This window comes from Caulobacter sp. GW822-FHT07D08, from assembly GCF_058798735.1.
Window position 1 is genome coordinate 95,783 of record NZ_JBXAKU010000006.1, and the last position, 18,055, is coordinate 113,837.

The 18,055-nt window shown below is 62.6% G+C and carries 15 protein-coding genes and 1 tRNA gene; 7 read left to right on the plus strand and 9 right to left on the minus strand.

The window, feature by feature from the left end:
* Positions 1–238 precede the first annotated feature (238 nt).
* Complete coding sequence (locus AC1RJ9_RS13020; RefSeq protein ID WP_492837313.1) at positions 239–898, minus strand: response regulator; 660 nt, start codon at positions 896–898, stop codon at positions 239–241.
* Positions 899–1,169: 271 nt separating this feature from the next.
* Here AC1RJ9_RS13020 and AC1RJ9_RS13025 point away from each other — a divergent pair, with 271 nt between their 5' ends.
* Positions 1,170–2,123 (plus strand): LysR family transcriptional regulator, encoded by a 954-nt coding sequence (locus AC1RJ9_RS13025; protein WP_492837314.1) that lies wholly within the window; start codon positions 1,170–1,172, stop codon positions 2,121–2,123.
* Here the strand turns inward: AC1RJ9_RS13025 and AC1RJ9_RS13030 are convergent.
* The gene (locus AC1RJ9_RS13030) at positions 2,120–3,316 is read right to left on the minus strand and encodes an MFS transporter (protein ID WP_492837315.1); all 1,197 of its coding nucleotides are present in this window, start codon (positions 3,314–3,316) and stop codon (positions 2,120–2,122) included. The two genes, AC1RJ9_RS13025 and AC1RJ9_RS13030, sit on opposite strands and share 4 nt — an antisense overlap.
* 647 nt (positions 3,317–3,963) lie before the next feature.
* Here AC1RJ9_RS13030 and AC1RJ9_RS13035 point away from each other — a divergent pair.
* Positions 3,964–5,415, plus strand: coding sequence for a site-specific integrase (locus AC1RJ9_RS13035; RefSeq protein WP_492837316.1), 1,452 nt, complete (start codon positions 3,964–3,966; stop codon positions 5,413–5,415).
* A gap of 122 nt (positions 5,416–5,537) precedes the next feature.
* Here AC1RJ9_RS13035 and AC1RJ9_RS13040 read toward each other — a convergent pair whose 3' ends face one another.
* Positions 5,538–6,056, minus strand: coding sequence for a hypothetical protein (locus tag AC1RJ9_RS13040; RefSeq protein WP_492837317.1), 519 nt, complete (start codon positions 6,054–6,056; stop codon positions 5,538–5,540).
* 136 nt (positions 6,057–6,192) lie between these two features.
* On the opposite strand from AC1RJ9_RS13040, the gene AC1RJ9_RS13045 reads away from it, so the two are divergent.
* From AC1RJ9_RS13045 to AC1RJ9_RS13060, 4 genes are all read left to right on the plus strand, one after another.
* Positions 6,193–6,423 carry a helix-turn-helix domain-containing protein gene (locus AC1RJ9_RS13045; RefSeq protein ID WP_395444910.1) on the plus strand — a complete coding sequence of 77 codons (231 nt, stop codon included), beginning with the start codon at positions 6,193–6,195 and terminating at the stop codon, positions 6,421–6,423.
* Positions 6,424–6,965: 542 nt separating this feature from the next.
* Positions 6,966–9,032: a GNAT family N-acetyltransferase gene (locus tag AC1RJ9_RS13050; RefSeq protein WP_492837318.1), complete on the plus strand. Its 2,067-nt coding sequence runs from the start codon at positions 6,966–6,968 to the stop codon at positions 9,030–9,032.
* A complete protein-coding gene (locus AC1RJ9_RS13055) occupies positions 8,995–9,507 on the plus strand; it encodes an ASCH domain-containing protein (protein ID WP_492837319.1) in 513 nt (170 codons plus the stop codon). The genes AC1RJ9_RS13050 and AC1RJ9_RS13055 overlap by 38 nt, the downstream gene beginning before the upstream one ends.
* A gap of 79 nt (positions 9,508–9,586) precedes the next feature.
* Positions 9,587–10,720 (plus strand): LuxR C-terminal-related transcriptional regulator, encoded by a 1,134-nt coding sequence (locus AC1RJ9_RS13060; protein ID WP_492837320.1) that lies wholly within the window; start codon positions 9,587–9,589, stop codon positions 10,718–10,720.
* Between the two features lie 117 nt (positions 10,721–10,837).
* Here the strand turns inward: AC1RJ9_RS13060 and AC1RJ9_RS13065 are convergent, their stop codons facing one another.
* The 6 genes from AC1RJ9_RS13065 to AC1RJ9_RS13090 all read right to left on the minus strand — a co-directional run bounded on the left by AC1RJ9_RS13065 (position 10,838) and on the right by AC1RJ9_RS13090 (position 15,980).
* Complete coding sequence (locus AC1RJ9_RS13065; protein ID WP_492837322.1) at positions 10,838–11,014, minus strand: hypothetical protein; 177 nt, start codon at positions 11,012–11,014, stop codon at positions 10,838–10,840.
* Between the two features lie 186 nt (positions 11,015–11,200).
* Complete coding sequence (darG, locus tag AC1RJ9_RS13070; protein ID WP_492837323.1) at positions 11,201–12,241, minus strand: type II toxin-antitoxin system antitoxin DNA ADP-ribosyl glycohydrolase DarG; 1,041 nt, start codon at positions 12,239–12,241, stop codon at positions 11,201–11,203.
* 10 nt (positions 12,242–12,251) lie between these two features.
* Complete coding sequence (darT, locus tag AC1RJ9_RS13075; RefSeq protein ID WP_492837324.1) at positions 12,252–12,893, minus strand: type II toxin-antitoxin system toxin DNA ADP-ribosyl transferase DarT; 642 nt, start codon at positions 12,891–12,893, stop codon at positions 12,252–12,254.
* Between the two features lie 326 nt (positions 12,894–13,219).
* Positions 13,220–14,521, minus strand: coding sequence for a hypothetical protein (locus tag AC1RJ9_RS13080; RefSeq protein WP_492837326.1), 1,302 nt, complete (start codon positions 14,519–14,521; stop codon positions 13,220–13,222).
* 47 nt (positions 14,522–14,568) lie between these two features.
* The gene (locus AC1RJ9_RS13085; protein ID WP_492837327.1) at positions 14,569–15,537 is read right to left on the minus strand and encodes a hypothetical protein; all 969 of its coding nucleotides are present in this window, start codon (positions 15,535–15,537) and stop codon (positions 14,569–14,571) included.
* Positions 15,538–15,903: 366 nt separating this feature from the next.
* Positions 15,904–15,980 (minus strand) — tRNA-Arg (locus AC1RJ9_RS13090).
* A gap of 263 nt (positions 15,981–16,243) precedes the next feature.
* Here AC1RJ9_RS13090 and ggt point away from each other — a divergent pair.
* The gene (gene ggt, locus AC1RJ9_RS13095; protein ID WP_492837328.1) at positions 16,244–17,989 is read left to right on the plus strand and encodes a gamma-glutamyltransferase; all 1,746 of its coding nucleotides are present in this window, start codon (positions 16,244–16,246) and stop codon (positions 17,987–17,989) included.
* Positions 17,990–18,055 lie beyond the last annotated feature (66 nt).

Below are 18,055 nucleotides of genomic sequence, written 5' to 3' on the forward strand. Positions count from 1 at the left end.
CGCGATGCAATCCTAGCTCCCGCGACGACCTTGTGAATCGACGCTCGCCGGACGACAAATAGACGAGGTTCGCGTCCGTGGCGCCCTTGATCGCGCCGTGGACGCCGCAGGCGCCTGGCCATTGCTCGTTCCGCAAGCGCATCCTGGCGCTTTGCCTCATCGGTGACGACGCCTGTTCGATCGACGGCGTCCTGGCGGGCTTCGGGTCATTCGCCCGCCGAAATGACGGGCCGCCGGCTCAGATCTGGATGATCCCGCGGCGATGTCCGACCGTGACGGCCTGGGTGCGGTCATCGACGTCGAGCTTGTTGAAGATGCTGCGCAGATGCCCCTTGACGGTATCCTCGGAGAGCGAGAGCGCGCGGGCGATCTCCTTGTTGGCCTGTCCCGCCGCCACGCACTGCAGAACGTCGATCTCGCGTTCGCTCAGCGCATCGCCCGCCGCGTTAACGGCGATCTCCTGCGCCACTTCGGGCTGGATGTGGCGGCGACCGGCGTGAACGGTGCGGATGGTGTCGATCAGCTCGCGGCGCAGGCTGCTCTTGAGGAGGTAGCCGCTCGCGCCAGCCTTCAGCGCCCGGAGCGCCTGAGCGTCGCCTGAATAGGTCGTCAACACGATGATCCTGGCGTCGGACGCCTCCGCGCGGATCGCCTTGATCGCGGCCACCCCGTCGAGGCCGGACATCTGCAGGTCCATCAGCACGATGTCGGGTCGCAGTTCAGCAAACCGCGCCACGGCTTCGACCCCGTTCGTGGCCTCCCCGGCGACGGCCATGTCCTCTTCACCGCCAAGCACGGCGGCGACGCCTTCGCGCAGCATGGGGTGATCATCCACGATGAGGACCGAGATCTTCTCGCCGACCGCCATCACCCCGCCTTTCGCCGAAAACGCCCGCATCCATTTAGCCGGGTCCCGGGCCTTGGCGATATCGAAAGGGTCATCGGGGGGACACCCGTTCGGAGCTTTGCCGGAAGGACGACCGACGTCTTCGCGCGAGAGCCGCCGCAGTTCGCGCGTGTCGCAGCGCCAACGAAGCCATGAGCGCCTGAAACCCTCTTCCGACCGAGAGGCCAGCGCCTTCCCGAACGGACCCCGATCACTATAGACAGATTCCCGCGCGATCCGGTCAATATCGGGACCTTGCTTGCGACTGACGCAAAGGTGAGACATGGACAGGTTCGCGACCCTCAGCGCCTTCGTCACGGTCGTCGAACATGGCGGCTTCGCGCCGGCCGCCCGACGATTGGGCGTTGCGCCCTCGTCCCTGACACGGCAGGTCAACGCGCTTGAGGCGCACCTGGGGACGCTTCTTCTCAACCGGTCGACCCGCAACGTCACCCTGACCGACGCCGGCGCCCTCTATCTCAACGAGGCCCGCCGGATCCTTGATGAACTCGACAACGCCGACCGGACGGTGAGCGAGCGCGGCGGGCCGCCGAGCGGGCTTCTGCGACTGACACTGCCCGTCGCGTTCGGGCGGCTCCACGTCGCCCCGATGCTGCCGGCCTTCCTGCGGCGATATCCCGAGCTACGCCTGGAGGTGCTGGCCACCGACGCCGTCAGCAATCTCGTCGAGGATCGCATTGACGTGGCCGTGCGGCTCGGTGCGATGAGCACCTCCAGTCTGATCGCCCGCAAGCTCGCGCCGCATCGGCGGGCGGTCTGCGCCAGCCCCGCCTATCTCGCCGAACATGAAGCGCCGCGCACGCCAGCCGACCTGATGAGTCACAGCTGCCTGATCTACGAGTACTTCAACGGCGACAGCACCTGGACCCTGGCGCGGGGCGGCAGGCGTGAGAAGGTGGCGGTCAGGGGGCCGCTGCGCTCCAGCGGCTCGGAGGTCCTGCGGGAAGCCGCGCTCGGCGGCGTCGGCCTGGCCCTCCTCCCGACCTGGCTGATCGGCGGCGATATCGCCACGGGGGCTCTGGTTCCGGTCCTGGACGGATGGACCGCCAGCCCGGGCGCCGAGGAAGGCGCGATCTGGGCCGCCTATCCGCCGAACCGTCGCGGCGTCAGGAAGATCGCCGGCTTCCTGGACGCCCTGGCGCGCCACATCGGCGCGCCGGCCTATTGGGATCGGGGCGTTCCGGCGTCCAGCGCCGAAGACGCCCTCTCCGGCTAGGAGCGCGCCGCGCGGACGCGACGGCTGAAGCCGAGCGCCTGCAGGGCGGTGCTGAGGACGCCCAGAGCCACGCCCAGCGCCGTCACGGCGGTCCAGCCGCCGACTTGCCAGGCCGCGGAACCGGCCGCGGAGCCGAAGGCGCCGCCCAGGAACATCGAGCCCATCAGCACGGTGTTGAGACGCGCCCGCGCCTCGGGACGCAGCGCGAAGGCGATGTGCTGATTGGAGACCAGGGCCGACTGCATGGCGAAGTCGAGCACGATGACGCCGACGATCAGGCCCGCCACCGAGGTCCAGACGCCAAACAGCACCCAGGAGACCAGGATCAGGATCGAGGCGAGCGCCACCACGGGCCTGGGGCCGCGCCTGTCGGCGAACCGGCCGGCCAGGGGCGCGGCGAAGATGCCCACCGCCCCGACGACGCCGAAAAGGCCGGCCACATCCGCGCCCAGATGGTAGGCGGGCGACTGCAGCCGGAAGGCCAGAACCGTCCAGAACACCGTGAACGCCGCGAAGATCAGGGCCTGGGTGAAGGCGGCCAGCCGCAGGGCGGGAAACTCTTTCCAGAGGTCGCCGATCGAGGCCAGGAGCTTGCCGTAGCCGAGCTTGGAGTCGGGCGCCACGCGAGGCAGCGTCATGAACATGACCGCTCCGGCGATCAGGGCCATCGGCGCGCCGAGCCAGAACATCTCGCGCCAGCCAAAGTGCGTGGCCACGAAGCCGGCGAGCGTGCGGCTGAGCAGGATGCCGGTGAGGATGCCCGAGAGCACCGTTCCCACCGTCGCCCCGCGCTTTTCGGGCGAGGACAGATGCGCGGCGAAGGGCACGATCTGCTGGGCGACCGTCGAGGCCAGGCCCACCGCCAGGGACGCGAGCACGACCAGGGCCGCGCTGGGGGCTAGGGCCGCTAGCACCAGGGCCAGGGCCAGGACGACGAACTGGACGCCGATCTGCTTGCGCCGGTCGATGATGTCGCCCAGCGGGACCAGCAGGAAAAGTCCGGCGGCGTAGCCCAGCTGGGTGGCGGTCGGGATCAGGCCGGTCAGAGGGCCGGGAAGATCCTGCTCGATCAGCCCCAGCATGGGCTGGTTGTAATAGATGTTGGCGACGGCGACGCCGGCGGCGGCGGACATCGCGAAGGTCATCAAGGATGACAGGCCTTTTCGGGCCGGTGCGTCGAGGAGGTTAGGCACGGCAAAGATCTCCAGCATGAGGCCTGCGGAACTATCTAGCGCCGATCCGGAAGAAGATAATTGAACCCATTCGCCGTTCTTCTTTGCGTACTGCGCAAAAGTCGACGCGACCCATCCGGCATGCCCGGCTTCGCGTAGCCACGGTCGCAACCGCGCTGGACTCCATCTTCTGGACGCCAGAACAGATCGCAGCCCTGCTGAAAGCGAAGGAAGCAAGACGGCTGCGACCCTGAGAATCGCCCCGCGAAACCGACCCGCCAAAAGCGAATCCCGGCGAGTCATGGCGAAACACAGCGGCCTCTGGCGCGCCGTCGATCCTTGGAGTCAGAAAATCCCCAGTGCAAAACCCAGTGCAAAGAAATTTTTGCTCCGGGCCCGGCCCATCGCAAAAAGCTAAATCACTGATTTTTCAGGAGAAAATGGCGCGCCCGGAACGATTCGAACGTCCGACCCTCAGATTCGTAGCCGGCGGGGTCGGACATGCCGCCAGTTTCCCGCTGATAGCTTTTCTTTCTCGCGGATTCCGTAACCCATTGCTGTAGCTTGATAAAATCAAACTGAAGGCCACTCTGGAAACATCCCGGATGGTTTTGGCCGCGTGTGCAACCACCGTCCTAACCACCGTCCTAGCGTTCCGGATGCGTTCCATGGGCCGTTCCCGTTCCGATCCTCTTCGCCTGGCTTTGACGGATCGCTCCGTCGCCGCCCTGCCCTTCTCGGGCGGCGGCCAATACATCGCCCGCGACGAGAGTCTTCCCGGCTTCTTCGTCATGGTGGGCGCGCGGAGCAAGACCTACTACGCCCAGGGCGACCTCTGGCAGGGCTCCCAGCGCCGGAGCGTCAAGGTCCGCATCGGCGGCGTCGAGGACATCAGCGCGCGCGAAGCCCGCGCCGAGGCCAAGGCCCAGCTGGCCGCCATCGCCAAGGGCAAGCCGCCTGAAGGCTCCGTCGCCGCGCCCAAACCCGACACCGGCCCAACGCTCCGGGAAGCCTGGGCGCGCTATCGGGATGTCCATATGGAACGGCGCGGCCGGAGCGCGGCCACTATCGCCAGCTACAAGGACCACGTGGAGCGGATGCTCCGCGACTGGCTGGACCTGCCGTTGATGACCCTGGGCGAGAACCCCAGGATGGTCGCCGACCGTCACGACAAGATGAGCCAGGCGCACGGCCCCTATGCCGCCAACGGCGCGATGCGCACCTTGCGCGCGGTTTATAACCACGCCCGCAAGACCTGCCGCGCCCTGCCCGCCGACAACCCGACCTTCGGCGTGGACTGGAACGTCGAGCGGCGTCGCGACACCGCCATGGGCGCCAGCGATCTGCCGCGCTGGTTCATCGAAGCCGGCCGGCTGCGTCACCCAATCCGGCGGGAATTCCATCTCTTCCTGTTGCTGTCGGGGAGCCGGCCGGGCGCCCTGCTGGAAGCCAAGGTCGAGCACGTGAACTTCGGCAAGCGGCTGCTGCGGATTCCCAACCCAAAGGGTGGGCCGTCGAGGGCCTTCGATATTCCGCTGTCTCGTCCGATGATGCGGTGCCTGGTGCGGGCCATGCGCGCCAGCCGGCTGATGCACCCGAAGGAAGCCCGGACCTGGATCTTCGCGGCCAACAGCGGTGTGGGCCACCTGGTCGAGCACGACGAGAAGCGCGAGACCCTCTTCAAGTGGGGCAACGACCTGCGCCAGAGCTATCGGACCCTCGGGCAGGCTTGCGGCCTCTCCGAGATCGACATGCACCTGATGATGAACCACTCGATCCCGGGCGTGAACGCCGGCTACATCACCCGCGCCAAGCTGCTGGGCGACCACCTGCTGACCGCGCAGGAGAACCTCTCACGGTTCATCATCGACATGGGGCGAGTGCGTCGGCGGGGCGAGCTACCGCCCGAGCGGGCCTGGCCGCTTCTCCCTAGCCGAAAGATTGGCGATCCCGTCCTTGACCCCACCCCGCCTGATCCGCGTGTTGGCAAAGGTTATGGCGGTCGCCCAAAGGGCGGCGGAGGTCCGCGCCCGCCGGCGCCCGCCTCGCCCGCGCGCCGCGTTGAGGACGATTGGGACATTGATATTCGGCGGCGACTGTCGGCGGCGGGTCTGCGGTAAGCTGACGATTTCGTCAGCGTCGAGGGGGACCGCACCGCCGGACAATGCGATCCGCGCACGGCAAGAAGCCCGGAAGGTCGCGAAGTCAGAAAGAGCCCAGCGCATAGGGCCGGGTGACTTCCTCAGCTCGTGGGAAGGCTGAGCGGGACGTAGGGCGCTCCGCAACCTGGGCAGATCGCCTTGTCGAAGAACTTCATGACCCGGCGCAAGAGCGGGCCTGTGGGGCCGGTGTCGCGTGCATCGATCGTGGCCGCGACGACCAAGAGGCTGGCGACCTCATGGATGTTCTTCGGCGCCATCTTCGCGACGGCGTTGAAGTGACCCTTCTGGTCGTTCCAGAGGTCGTTGAGCTGCACCTCAATGGCGGCCATCTCCGGCCCCATGGGCAGGCCTCGGCGCTGGTGATCGCTCAAGCGGAAATAGTCGTAGCCAGAGGCCGCCACGATCTCCAACGCGGCCCAGCGGCGCGCTAGCGCATCGGCCTCGAACTCAGCGGCGAGCCATTGGGCGCAGCGGCCGACCAGGCTGTCCTTAGCCGGCGGCGCGCTCTCTAGCGCCGTACAGACCAGTGGAGCGGCTGACGTCGCGCCTAGCAGGGTGCGGCGGGAAATGGCGGTCGGATCGGCTTTGTCTTCGGACATGATGGGGCTCCCGGCGCGAGCGCTCGGTCCGATCCGCACGCAGATCGGTGGAGTTTGAGAACAGTGTACGCAATACTTCGCACACAGACTCCACGAAGTCAATACCACGTATGAAATTCTTGTTACGGAGACCCAAATGCTGACGCCAATGCAGATCCGATTGGCTCGGACGGCGCTCGGTCTGGGTGTTCGTGAACTAGCGGCGGCGGCAGGTATTTCACCGTCCACGGTACAGCGTTTTGAGTCCGGCATAGGCGGAATGCAGACCCGGACGCTAGACGGCCTTCAGAAGGTGCTGGAGGAGAGCGGGATCATTTTCATCTACGCCGACGACACCGCAGGCCCAGGTATACGCCTCAGAAAGTAGAGGCCAGCCGAGGCTGGCGGGAGCCAGGACCGGACACGGTCGGGGCTCGCCCTGGAGCGCTTGGAGAGCCTCTTGCCGGGCGGGCTGATGAGGGTCAAGGGCGGCTTCGCCGTCGCTCCGCGATGGCGCCGGAGGCGCCACCCTTGACGCTCATCAGCCCGTCCGGCCCTTGCTCCGCCAAGCGCTCCAGGGCGGGAACCGGCGAGTGAGAAGACGCCCAAAAAGGACGAAGGTCCCCGTCAAGGCATTGAAATTATGGACGAAGCCTGTTGGTGAGGAACCTCGGGGTTCAGGCAGGTTCCTGTAAAAGCCCAACACCATCAATGACATGGGACCGCCAGGTCCCTGTCCTTTTATCTAGCCCTACAGCTGAGACCGCTTCCGGCGCCACTCGCCGCCCCGCCAACCCAACACCACTCCTGCGAAGACTTAGCTTAACAGTTCTCCCCTGACTTGTATGTTGACCGCCGACGAGGGGGAGGCGCGCTTTGAGTGGCGACCGGTTGAGAATCGAAAAGCGGCCAGAAGCAATGGAGCCGCTAGTGCCCCAAGTGGTCGCAATCGCAAATGGAGAGAGGGAGGCACTCGGCTTCCTGTCCGAAGGCGCGTACCGCGATGCCGTGGCCCGACGTCAAATTTATCTGATGATCGACGACGGCCCGTCCGGACCTGTCGTAGCTGGCTTCATATTGTTCGGCGGCGTCTATCCGAACGCGCGTGTGACGCAGATCGGTGTTTTGCCGGACTTTCGGCGTGCGAGAGTGGGAAGCCGTCTGATGGCCAGTTTAGCTTCCGAACTAGAGAGGCAAAACTATCTCAGTATTAAGGCGAATATCGCATCCGACCTGCCAACTGCCATCCGATTTTATCAGAAGAATGGCTTTGAAGAGATCTCCCGTAAAAGAGGCGGGGCTGCGAGAAATAGAGATATACTCGTACATATTCGCCATCTGAACACACCAAACCTTTTTAGTGTGCCGCCATCCGCTCCTGCGATGGCTATAAACATACGAAGTAAGGTCGAGGTTCCGCTATACGCTTTTGATCTCAACGTATTATTTGACCTAGTCCGCACCCGTACACGACATGAGGCTGCGGGGAAGTTGTTTGGTGCAGCTTTAGATCACCGGCTGCGGCTCGCGATTTCTAAGGAGTTCATTGAGGAGCTACGTCGAACATCAACTTCGTCGACCAACGATCCAATTTTGCAAATGGCCCTTCGACTTCCTCAGTTGCCTAAGCATGCAAATGATGAAGTTAAGGCGTTAGCCGATAAAATACATGAGGCTGTCTTCGTAGCACCCCAAGCTCGCGGAGCTGGAGGAGTTCAGGCGCGCAGCGACTGCAGACACCTTGCTCACGCTGCACTGACGCGAGCGGCTGCATTTATTACGAGCGACGGCGTAATACTAAATTCTCAAGACGTACTTCTATCGCAATTCGGCCTAGATGTGGCCAGCCTTGATGAATTGCTGGAAACTCTGCCCTTGGACCAAGAGGCCGCCAGCGCGGAGTCGTCCAGGCTTGGCCTGTATGACATAGCGCCAATGGGCGCTGGCTTTTTTCAAGCGGCCGCAAGGGAACGGCACTTTCCCGAAACCGTCGCGGCGAAGTATATAATAGATTCAACAACCTCCTCCCACGGCTACGTGATTTCCAGCGGCAATCATGTCGTGGCGTTTGGCTGCATTAGCCGACAGGCTCGGCAAGAGCATCAGAATATGGCGATTTACGTCAATCCTGAGCACGCTGAGCCAGAAGCTCTCGCCGATTACCTAATCACGAAACTGCTCTACGCCGCGACGAAGTTGTCCGCGCCTGCAACGATCCTTCTGGATCTTTTGCCGGGCCAATCCGTGGTTCACCAGATGGCCCAGGCGCGAGGTTTTCAGCAGCGCCCAGGCTCACATGAGATGGCAAAGGTAGCGCTTGGGCGCCCGCTCACGCCCTCCCGCTGGCGAAGGATGACTGATCAGCTGCGGCGCCAAACGGGACTGACCGTGACTCGCGATGGGGCGTCTGGCTCGATGCGCGTTGCCGACCCCAACGGTGTCGAGTTTCAAACGAGTTCGGTCCAACTGGAGGAACTTCTAGGCCCGACGTCGGTCGCCGTGCCAGGGCGTTCAGGAGTCATCGTGCCAATTGCCAAGCGGTACGCCGACGATTTGCTCGGCACCGACAACCAGCTGAAGCTGGCGTTCGTTGAGCAAAAGGGCGCAGCGCTTCTGACCCGCCGCGGATATGTGAATTCACCTAGGACTGCGAAGGTGATGGTGCCCGGGAGTCCAATATTCTTCTACGAGTCAGGCCGAACGCAGGGGCGCAGCGCAATCGTTGCCGTCGCGCGGATCGTAGACTCGGTCATCGTGGAAAAGGAGACCATCGATGACAGCGAGAAGCGCATGCTCGTGGTGGACGAGTTTCAGAGCATCTCATCCTCTGAGCACGTTTTGTTAACCACATTCGACAACCTCCTAACCTTCCGGGATCCGGTTCCGCTGAAGGTGTTGAGGGCCATGGACGCGATCGGAAAAGCCAACCTCATCTCCGCAACTCCAGTTAGCGATGTAAATGCTGCAAGAATCCTCGATGCGGGCTGGGCGGATTAGTGAGGCGGCTGCCGCGCTAATTTCGATTAAACCCAAGTACGCTGAAGCAATTTTGGCAGGCCGGAAGACGGTCGAGTTGCGCAGGAGAATCCCAGCGCTGGCGCCGGGCACCCGCCTGCTCATCTATTCTACCTTGCCCGTGGGTGCCGTAGTCGGAGCGGTCACGCTAGAAAGTGTCGCGCGGGGCACGCCAGGCGAGATTTGGGATGAGTATGCACCACAAGCAGGCGTAGATCGGGACGACTACAACGCATATTTCAGCGGAACTAACGAGGCTGTTGGTCTGATCCTGAGCAGCGCCCAGCGCGTTGCGCCCGTGACGATCGCTGCCTTGCGCGCGCTTCGCCCAGGCTTCCATCCGCCACAAGTACTCATCCGGCTATCACCGGAAGAGGCAAGGGTAATTCAATGCGACAATCGCTCGCACCAGCTTCCCGCGCGGAGCCAGTTTGCCCAGCTAAGCCTAGCAAGTTAGATTCTCGAAAATCCGTTCGCTAGCTGTCGCCCAGAACGGTTGTACCCTCTCCCACGCACTTCGGAGCATAGCCCGATACATGGACGACGGAGAGGCAAAAGGAGGGGAGGAGCCCCAATACGAGCGGTTGACGGAACGGTCTAAAGAGGTCCTGCGTCTCGTGGCTAAAGGGCTTACGACCCGGGAGATCGGCGATAGGCTCGGCATCGCAGACATTACCGTCAACGATCACATTGAGAGGGCTACGCGACGCCTTGGGGTGAATCGACGCGTCGATGCTGCGAGGCTGCTTGCGCTCCATGAGCGCGGAGGTGCGCCACCAACAATCCCCGCGCAACGACCGGCGGCAATCATCCCCGTCTGGCGGCACGGCGTTCTAGATGTTCCGCCAATTGCAGACAGCGCCTCTGATCAGGCCTCCATCCTAGCTGCACTAGAAGTATTGCGCGAGGCACTGGACGAACTTTACCACAAGCTATCGAAAGAGAACGCTGGCGTGCGTGAATGCGCCGTGGTTAGGGAAACAGCGGATAGTATTCCTAAAGCCTTCCCGAATACCGGAGACGTATTTCGCCTTGGGCATCGCCATGACGTATTGGCGACAATGGCCGATATCGCCGGCGACGAGTGGTCGACCGGTACATATTCATCTTACGCTGCGACGCTGCTTCACTACCAACGCGTGCTGAAACAATTCCCAGCTTGGAAGGCTTTTGTAGCCAACGCCCTCGAAGAGAGAGAGCCCGTTGAAGATTTGCCTCAAGCAACTCAAGCAGCTGAGGAGCTTCTAGCCGCCCTCCAGGAGGTCGAGTCAACTGATACGGCGCCGCTGGCGACACCAAACCTTCTCGCCGAACTAGAGCAGTTAAAAGCTCCTGTCGGATTCCTGCCGCCTTCCGAGGGCTCGACTCCAGTATCGTGGCGCACGCTTCGTTTTGTTTTGAGCGACATCGTCGAAAGCATTGGCAATATCATTAAGGCTATCGCTGAAGCCGCAATAGGTTACCTGAAGATCGCCAGCGTAAGTTTCCGACGTGAAATAGATAAGCAGGCGGAGATTGATGGTGCCAAAGCATTCCACTGGCTACGGCGCGTCGCCAAAATTGGCCTCGTGGGTAGCGGCGGTTCAGCACTTGGGGCTCTTATCGTCGCCCACCCTGAACATTTCGCCTGGGTAGCAAAAGTCATCCAGTTCATTATGCGCGCCGCCTAGTAGCTATCAGTTATCTGCGCACCGCCTTGTGGATGTTCTCTGACATTCCGGGGTCCCCGCAGGTGCCGACGAGCGGACACCGACAACGCCGGCGACGTTTGGCTGGTGGACACATCGCTACGCTAGGGTTTTCCAGGCGTACGCGATGAGGGCTACGGCGAAGAGCGCAGCCGCGACCACACCCCATCCCTCTGCTGAAATCTTTAGGTCGCCCCATTCGATCCGCAACCCGTGCTTCGGGTGCATTTCGGGCGTCATTGCTGGCTGTTGCTCCAGCTTTTCAACCGGCTGCATTTTAGCGGCTCCAACGGCGTTAGCTCGTTAACCACTAAACGGTACCGGCTAACCCTTAATTAACCGCGAACCACCGGATTTGTCTCAAGTAAGTGCGGAAAACGCAATTTGGCGCAAGCCCTGTCGCCACAATCGTCGGCTTCAGATTGACGTGTTAACACTTTTCAAACCCAAACGCTGCCTTCGCTAGCTGGCCGCAGATTCGAGCCAGCCCTTCGACCTCAGTGCACTCAAGGCAATTTCGATCTGGCGGGCCGAGAATTGCTTTTTGCGTTCGTTCCAATCGTAAACTCTAGCGCGGACATCTTCGCTCGTGTGCGCCTGTTCGCGACTCGCCACCCAGTGCACCGTAGCCAAAAGTTCCAATCCGAACGGCGTCTCGAACCCCTCGACCAACTTTCCAACGCGATCGAAGCGCTCCCGGGTCTCATTATCCTCGGCTAGAAAGGCCTCGGCGTCGCGCACGGCCCCAGGGACAAGTTCAAGCTGCTTGTCCGGCGCGTCGCCGCCATCGTGGTACCCTGAAACCATGTGGCCCTCGATCTTAGTCAGAACGTGCCGGAGATTGTCCGCATATGGGCCATAGTGATGCTTGATATAATTTAAGCGGAGCGGCTGCCCTGCCTCTTGCATAAAATACATAAGCTTCTGAAGTTCGATCAGAGTCACAAACGGGTCTAGAAGACCGCTCAAGTATCGGTTCACCAGAACGACTAGAGCTGCACGCCCTGGGGTTATCCCCGGGATCTCACGAGATTTCGTCGCAACAGGCGCACTTGTCGGTTCAAATACAATGACGCGAACATCGTCGAGCGACTCCATTGCTGCGACAATGCGTGAACGAACATCATCCCAGTTTAGGCCGCCTAGCCCCGCTCCGAGCGGCGGAATGGCTATTGAGCGAATATCGAGCTTTCTGACTTCATTCACCAGAGCGACAAGACCGGACTCGACGTCCTCAATCCTGCTCTTGCCCTTCCAATGGCGCTTGGTCGGGAAATTGATAATGAACTTCGGGTTGGTAAGGCTGCGCGTCTCGTAGACGAACATTCGGCCCGGCTGGACAGACTCGATTGCGCAGGCCGCAGCGTAGGCTCGGAAGTTCTCCGGAAACCGGTTCTTGAATTGGAGGGCGATGCCACGCCCCATAATCCCAACGCAGTTGACGGTGTTGACCAGCGCCTCTGCGTCGGATTGGAGGATGTCGCCTGTGGTAAACTCAATCATGCAGGCCCCCTCAATAGTACCAGTCACGCCGAATTTCGATGGCGGGGCGGTGGCCCCCAGCACCAAGGGCGGCGGAAACTGGTTGGACGTAAGCGTTAGAAAAAACACCCACGCGTTCGACTAAATGCCATGGAAATGAGTGCTCGACCAAGAACTCGGCCTGCTTGCCTTCCTTGTGCGTACCAGCCCACTGTCGTGCCTGCACGGAATCCCACCTGATTTCGTGAAGTTGATTGAGATCCACGCGATCCTCGAAGTAGTAGGCGCCGGCGTTCGACAGGGTGAACGCCCAGCGGCGACCATTCGCGTTCGCCCAATCGACGGCGGACCGCAGGTCGGCCTCTAAATGCACGATCGGTTCCTGACCGCCTTTATAAGCGAGATCTTGGTTCCTCATGTGTATCAGATACAGCATGACCGAGCGAGAACAAAAATAGAACGGCGTGCACTGTCCGACGTACAAATCCGGGTGATGATTCAGGCGCAGTTCGTGAAGCCGCCGATGCTTGATATTGTTCATTCCGATCGTCGTACCAGGATTGGCACGGGCCGCGATCGCCGCATCGCATAGCACTACGCCGTCGGCGACAATCGAAGCGAGGTTGTTCAGATGGACGATGTGATAGATTTTGGGCTGAGCAGGAACCGGCATGATCAACGTCCAGTCACGGGTCGGCCAACCACGGTCGGATTGCGGCGCCCCCAGCTACATCGCCGCCTCGACCGCCTATTCATCGCTCCCCCGGTTGCAGAGCGCATCCCTGTCTGGATATTGCAGCGTAAAGGCGTTCTGGCAACTGCAACCCTAGTTGATGCAACAACCGTCAGGTAGCCGCCCTTCAACGGGGGGCTCGCTATATCCGTATCGACGACCGTAAGCGGCTATTTGAAGTTCCCGTGCCGCGCCTGTCAGCGCCGCAGTTCCGGAGCTTCCGAAGCTTTTCCTAGATTACCAACTGCCAACTCATAGCGCTCGGTCTACTCAGACGCCGCGTCGTCCGATCTGCCGCCATGGCGGCCCCGGACCCAGATCTGCGTGTAGAAATCAGGTTGCACGACCCAATCTCCTCCTGCCTCGCCCCGAACCAGGCTCCGGTTGTCGGCATCGAAATACAGGAGACGCATCGGCAATTCTCCCTCGTAGGTGCGTTCTTCGCTCGAAACGACAACAGCGACATCCACGACACTCATTGCCGCTCCCTCATCGCGAAATCCGCCGATCTGCCAATCGTCGAGGGTCAACCCTTCCAATTCGGATCGGATGCGGCCCGCTCGGTAGCCTAGGCTGCGCTTTGGATAGTCGATGGTTTTCTTGGCCAGCAGCCCAAAGTTGCGACTGACCAAGGCTTCGAGATAGGCGACCGCCGCCGCCTCAGGGCTCTGCGGATCGAGGGTGTGGGATTCGCCCTTTTGGGCCAGAACGGCGCCTGACACGGGATCGCGGGCTTTCCAGGCTGCCAGCGCGCGCTTCTTCGCTTCCAGGTCGCGGATGCCCCCAGCCAACTCTTTCCAGCTGGGTTGCCGCTGCTCCTCCGCCGCCTTGGCCAAGCGAGCAGCCTCATCACGGCGGCGGTCGAAATAATCGACCATCGCCTGAAGCAGGTTGAAGGCCTTCGCCGCGACGATGGCATGGCCGAAGTTCGGTTCAAGGCCGTGGACGATCCCATGGCGATAGGGGGCGGAGATCGGCTCCGTGCTCAGCTTTCGCCGTGTGGCCCCAAGAATTTTCAACCCATCAGCGATGCCACCGGGGCCTGACGTAATCGTGTCGAAGACGGGGGCGTCCGCACCTCCGGAGAAGGGATGCTTCTGCGTTGTGGTGGTGCAGACCCCGTCGATGATCAGCAAGAGAAGCGGAACAGCGCTGTGGTAATCTTCAGCGCCTGCGCGCTCGGCGGCGCGTTCGAACACTTCCGCCCATGGTTCGTAGGCTGGACTGCGCATGCGATAGCTGAGAATCCTCAGCGTGTCCGCGTCGAGATGATGGGCGGTTAGCAAGGCCTCTCCGGCCTGGGGCTCCAGGGCGGAGAGTTCGGCGAGGAGGTCCGTCGAGATGCGATCGTAGGTGGTCCAGCCGAGCGGCCCATAGGTCCGCGCGAACTGCGCCAGATGCTCGCGATGAGCCTTCACCGACTCCATGGCCTTCTCCACCTCGGCGAACTGCTTGCGGACGCTGGGCATGAAGAACCCGATGAGCTTGGCGAGCGGCGCCATTCCTTCGATCTGCTGGAGAAGGTGCTCACCCGTTTCCTTAGGCGGTGGGGTGTCCGAACTGGCCATGTTTCAGCTTGCTCCTACCCTTCCCGGCATCTGACAAGGCTGCCCGGTCAGCCAATCACAGACGACGCCGGCTTGTAGGGCTCAGCATAGAGATTCAGCGCAGTCAGCTTCGCCTTCATCAAAGGGACAAGCCCGATCTGCGTCGCCAGGACAGCTCGCAGATCTATGGCGTCCATCAGCACGATGTTCTTTGCCGGGTTCTGCTTCAACAAGTCCACGACATGGCTCGACCAGCCATTGATCGAGAGAAACAGCCCCATGGTTTGGCGGCCTGACCGATGGAGCTGGCCTGCGAGCCCGTCCAACTGACGGATGTCCGAAAGCTGCTCTCGCCAGCGGCACTCGGCGATGTAGTGCCAACCTTCGAACTCAAAGGCGCCGTCGATTTGCTCACCACCGCCGTTTCGGCGGAAAGCCTTCTGCGCTGGAACACCATGAACATCAAAAATCCGGACGAGCAGATTCTCCAGGAAATAGCCACGCTGCTGGGGCTCGCCGGTCAGAACCGCTTGGTCGAATTGGGCCAGCAGCAGGGCACTCTCTCGGCGGATCAGCTCATTGCGCTGGCGCCGGTGGTCTTTAACAGCGGCTTCCCTAGCCTGCTCTGCCTCGCGTCGGCGCTTTTCGACCTCTCCGAGTTCACGGGCGGCCATCTCCTGCAACACGCCGACCATCTCGCGTGCTTTCTGGACCACGGATCGAGCGCGATATTCATCCTGTGATAGGTGGAAATCCTCCCAACCGGCAGCGATCTCGATGATCCGCCGCACTACGTGTCCCTCGAGCCCTTGATCGCCCAAGACGTCCAGCAACACCGTCCCAGCCTCCCGCTTGGACCGCTTGTCACCAGTTGACGGATCGCGCTCGGTAAGGAACCGCTTTACGAGGTCGGCGGGCACACCCGCAGGCGTGAGTAAACGCTCGGCCGCCGTTCGTTTGATGTTGACCAGCGTCGCGATAACTTCAAGCGCAAGTCGCCGAGCGTCCGCATCGATGAAATGACCGGCTTCCGACAATGGCGCTCGTCACCCGCTAAGGTTCGTCTGATCCATCGAAGATAGTCATCCGGTCGAAGTTTGTCGCCTCGCTCGATTCAACTGTGTTCGGCTGGGCCGAGCACCATCGACGACGCCGACGACAAACCGTCACACGAACGGTTCCGTCTGATCAAAGCCAGCTTGTGAGCGTCGATTACGATTCGAACCATTGGATCGCTTCCGACGGCCGTTACCGGCTCGGAAGCGCGCGCGGCCCAAAGGTACGCGATTTTTTCTGATGTCTGGATCGCGGAAGAGCATGGGTGCGAAATCGCAACCACCGTCCTAGCCACCGTCCTAAATCGGAATCTCGCCGAGCTGAAATCAGCTAAGGCATTGAAAAGATGGCGCGCCCGGAACGATTCGAACGTCCGACCCTCAGATTCGTAGTCTGATGCTCTATCCAGCTGAGCTACGGGCGCGCATTGCCTTTCGGCGAGGCGGGGGAAGTAGCCCGTCCCTTTCGGGAACGCAAGCCCGGTTCGCAGGAAAATTCGAAAAGTTTCGCACGCCGGTGTTCGCTCGGCGCAACGGCCTTGCCGCATAGCGGTTCAGGACGCGGGATTGAGGCCGCTTGCAGACTATCTGGACGTGACAGCGTCGCTTGATTGGTGTCCATGGAACGCCTCGGGACAGCGGGCAGGCCGTCCCCAATGTTCGCCCTCGTCCGCCATAGAGGATCCGTATGCGTCGTTTTGTTTCCCTGCTCGCGCTCGCCGCGTCGCTCCAGCTGGCGCTGGCTCCGGTCTCCGCCGCCCACGCCGAGTCGATCCCGCTGGGCATGCCGGCGGCCAGGCCGGCCTCCACCTCGACACCCGCCAAGGGCATGGTCGCCGCGGCCAATCCGCTGGCGGTCGAGGCGGGCCTGCGGGTGCTGCGCGACGGCGGCTCGGCCGTCGACGCCGCCGTGGCCATCCAGGCGGTGCTGGGCCTGGTCGAGCCGCAGAGCTCCGGCTTGGGCGGCGGGGCGTTCATGGTCTTCTACGACGCCAAGACCGGCAAGGTGACGGCCTATGATGGCCGCGAGACCGCGCCCAGCGGCGCTTCACCGGACATGTTCATGGGCCAGGACGGCAAACCCCTGCCCTTCGTGACGGCGGTGCTGTCGGGCCGCTCGTCGGGCGTGCCCGGCGCGGTGGCCATGCTGTCCCAGGCCCAGAAGGAACATGGCAAGGCCGCCTGGAACACGCTTTTCAAGGACGCCGAAAAGCTGGCCGACGAGGGCTTCGTGGTCAGCCCGCGCCTGGCGGGCATGATCAACAGCACCCGGGCCCCGCAGGCCTCGCAGCCGGACGCGGTGAAGTACTTCACCAAGCCGGACGGAACCCGCTACCAGGCCGGCGACGTGCTGAAGAACCCGGCCTATGCCGCGACGGTGCGCAAGATCGCCGCCGAGGGTCCCACGGCCCTGCTGGACGGTCCGATCGCCCAGGCGATCGTCGACCGCCTGCACGAGGGCGAGCTGCCGAGCAGCATCACCCTGGCCGACCTGAAGCGCTACAAGCCGCGCGTGGCCCCGGCCCTGTGCCGGCCGTGGAAGGTCTATACGGTCTGCGTGCCCAACCCGCAGTCGTCGGGCTTGGCCGTGATCCAGGCGCTGCGGATGCTGGAGCACACCGACATCGGCAAGCGCGGTCCGACCGATCCGGTGGCCTGGACCCAGCTGGCCCAGGCCGAGCGGGTCATGTACGCCGACCGCGACCGCTATGTCGGCGATCCCGCGTTCGTGACCGTGCCGGTCGACGGCCTGCTGGACCCGAAATACGTCGCCGAGCGCGCCAAGCTGATCACCGACACGGCCGGAGCCGCCCCGCCGTTCGGCAAGCCGAAGGGCGCGCCGAAGGTCGGGATCGACATGACCAAGGAGCCGGGCGGCACCACGCACCTGGTGGTGGTCGACCCCGCCGGGAACGTCGTGTCGATGACCACCACGGTCGAGAGCATCTTCGGCAACGGCCGGATGGTGAACGGCTTCTTCCTCAACAACCAGCTGACCGACTTCTCGTTCTCACCAAAGGAGAAGGACGGCGCGCCGGCCGCCAACGCCATCGCGCCGGGCAAGCGCCCGCGCTCGTCGATGTCGCCGATCATCGTGCTGGACAAGAAGGGCAAGTTCCTGGCCGCCGTCGGCTCGCCGGGCGGCAACGCCATCCTGTCCTATAACCTCAAGGCCATGGTCGGGCTGTTCTACTGGAACCTGAACATGCAGGAGGCCGTGTCGCTGCCGAACGTCGTGGCGCGGGGCGACACCTATTCGGGCGACGCCCAGTGGTTCGGACCCGCGATGCTGTCGGCGCTGAACGCGCGCGGCGTCAATATCAAGGTCGGCCAGGTCGAGGGCTCTGGCCTGCACGGGGTGATCGTGCGGCCGGGCGACGTGCTGGAAGGCGGCGCGGACCCGCGTCGCGAGGGCGTGGCCAAGGGGCTCTGAACCTCTCCGCCAAGGACTAGGTGCGGGCCTGATGCTCTTCCAGGGCGTGGCAGCCGAAAGTGTAAG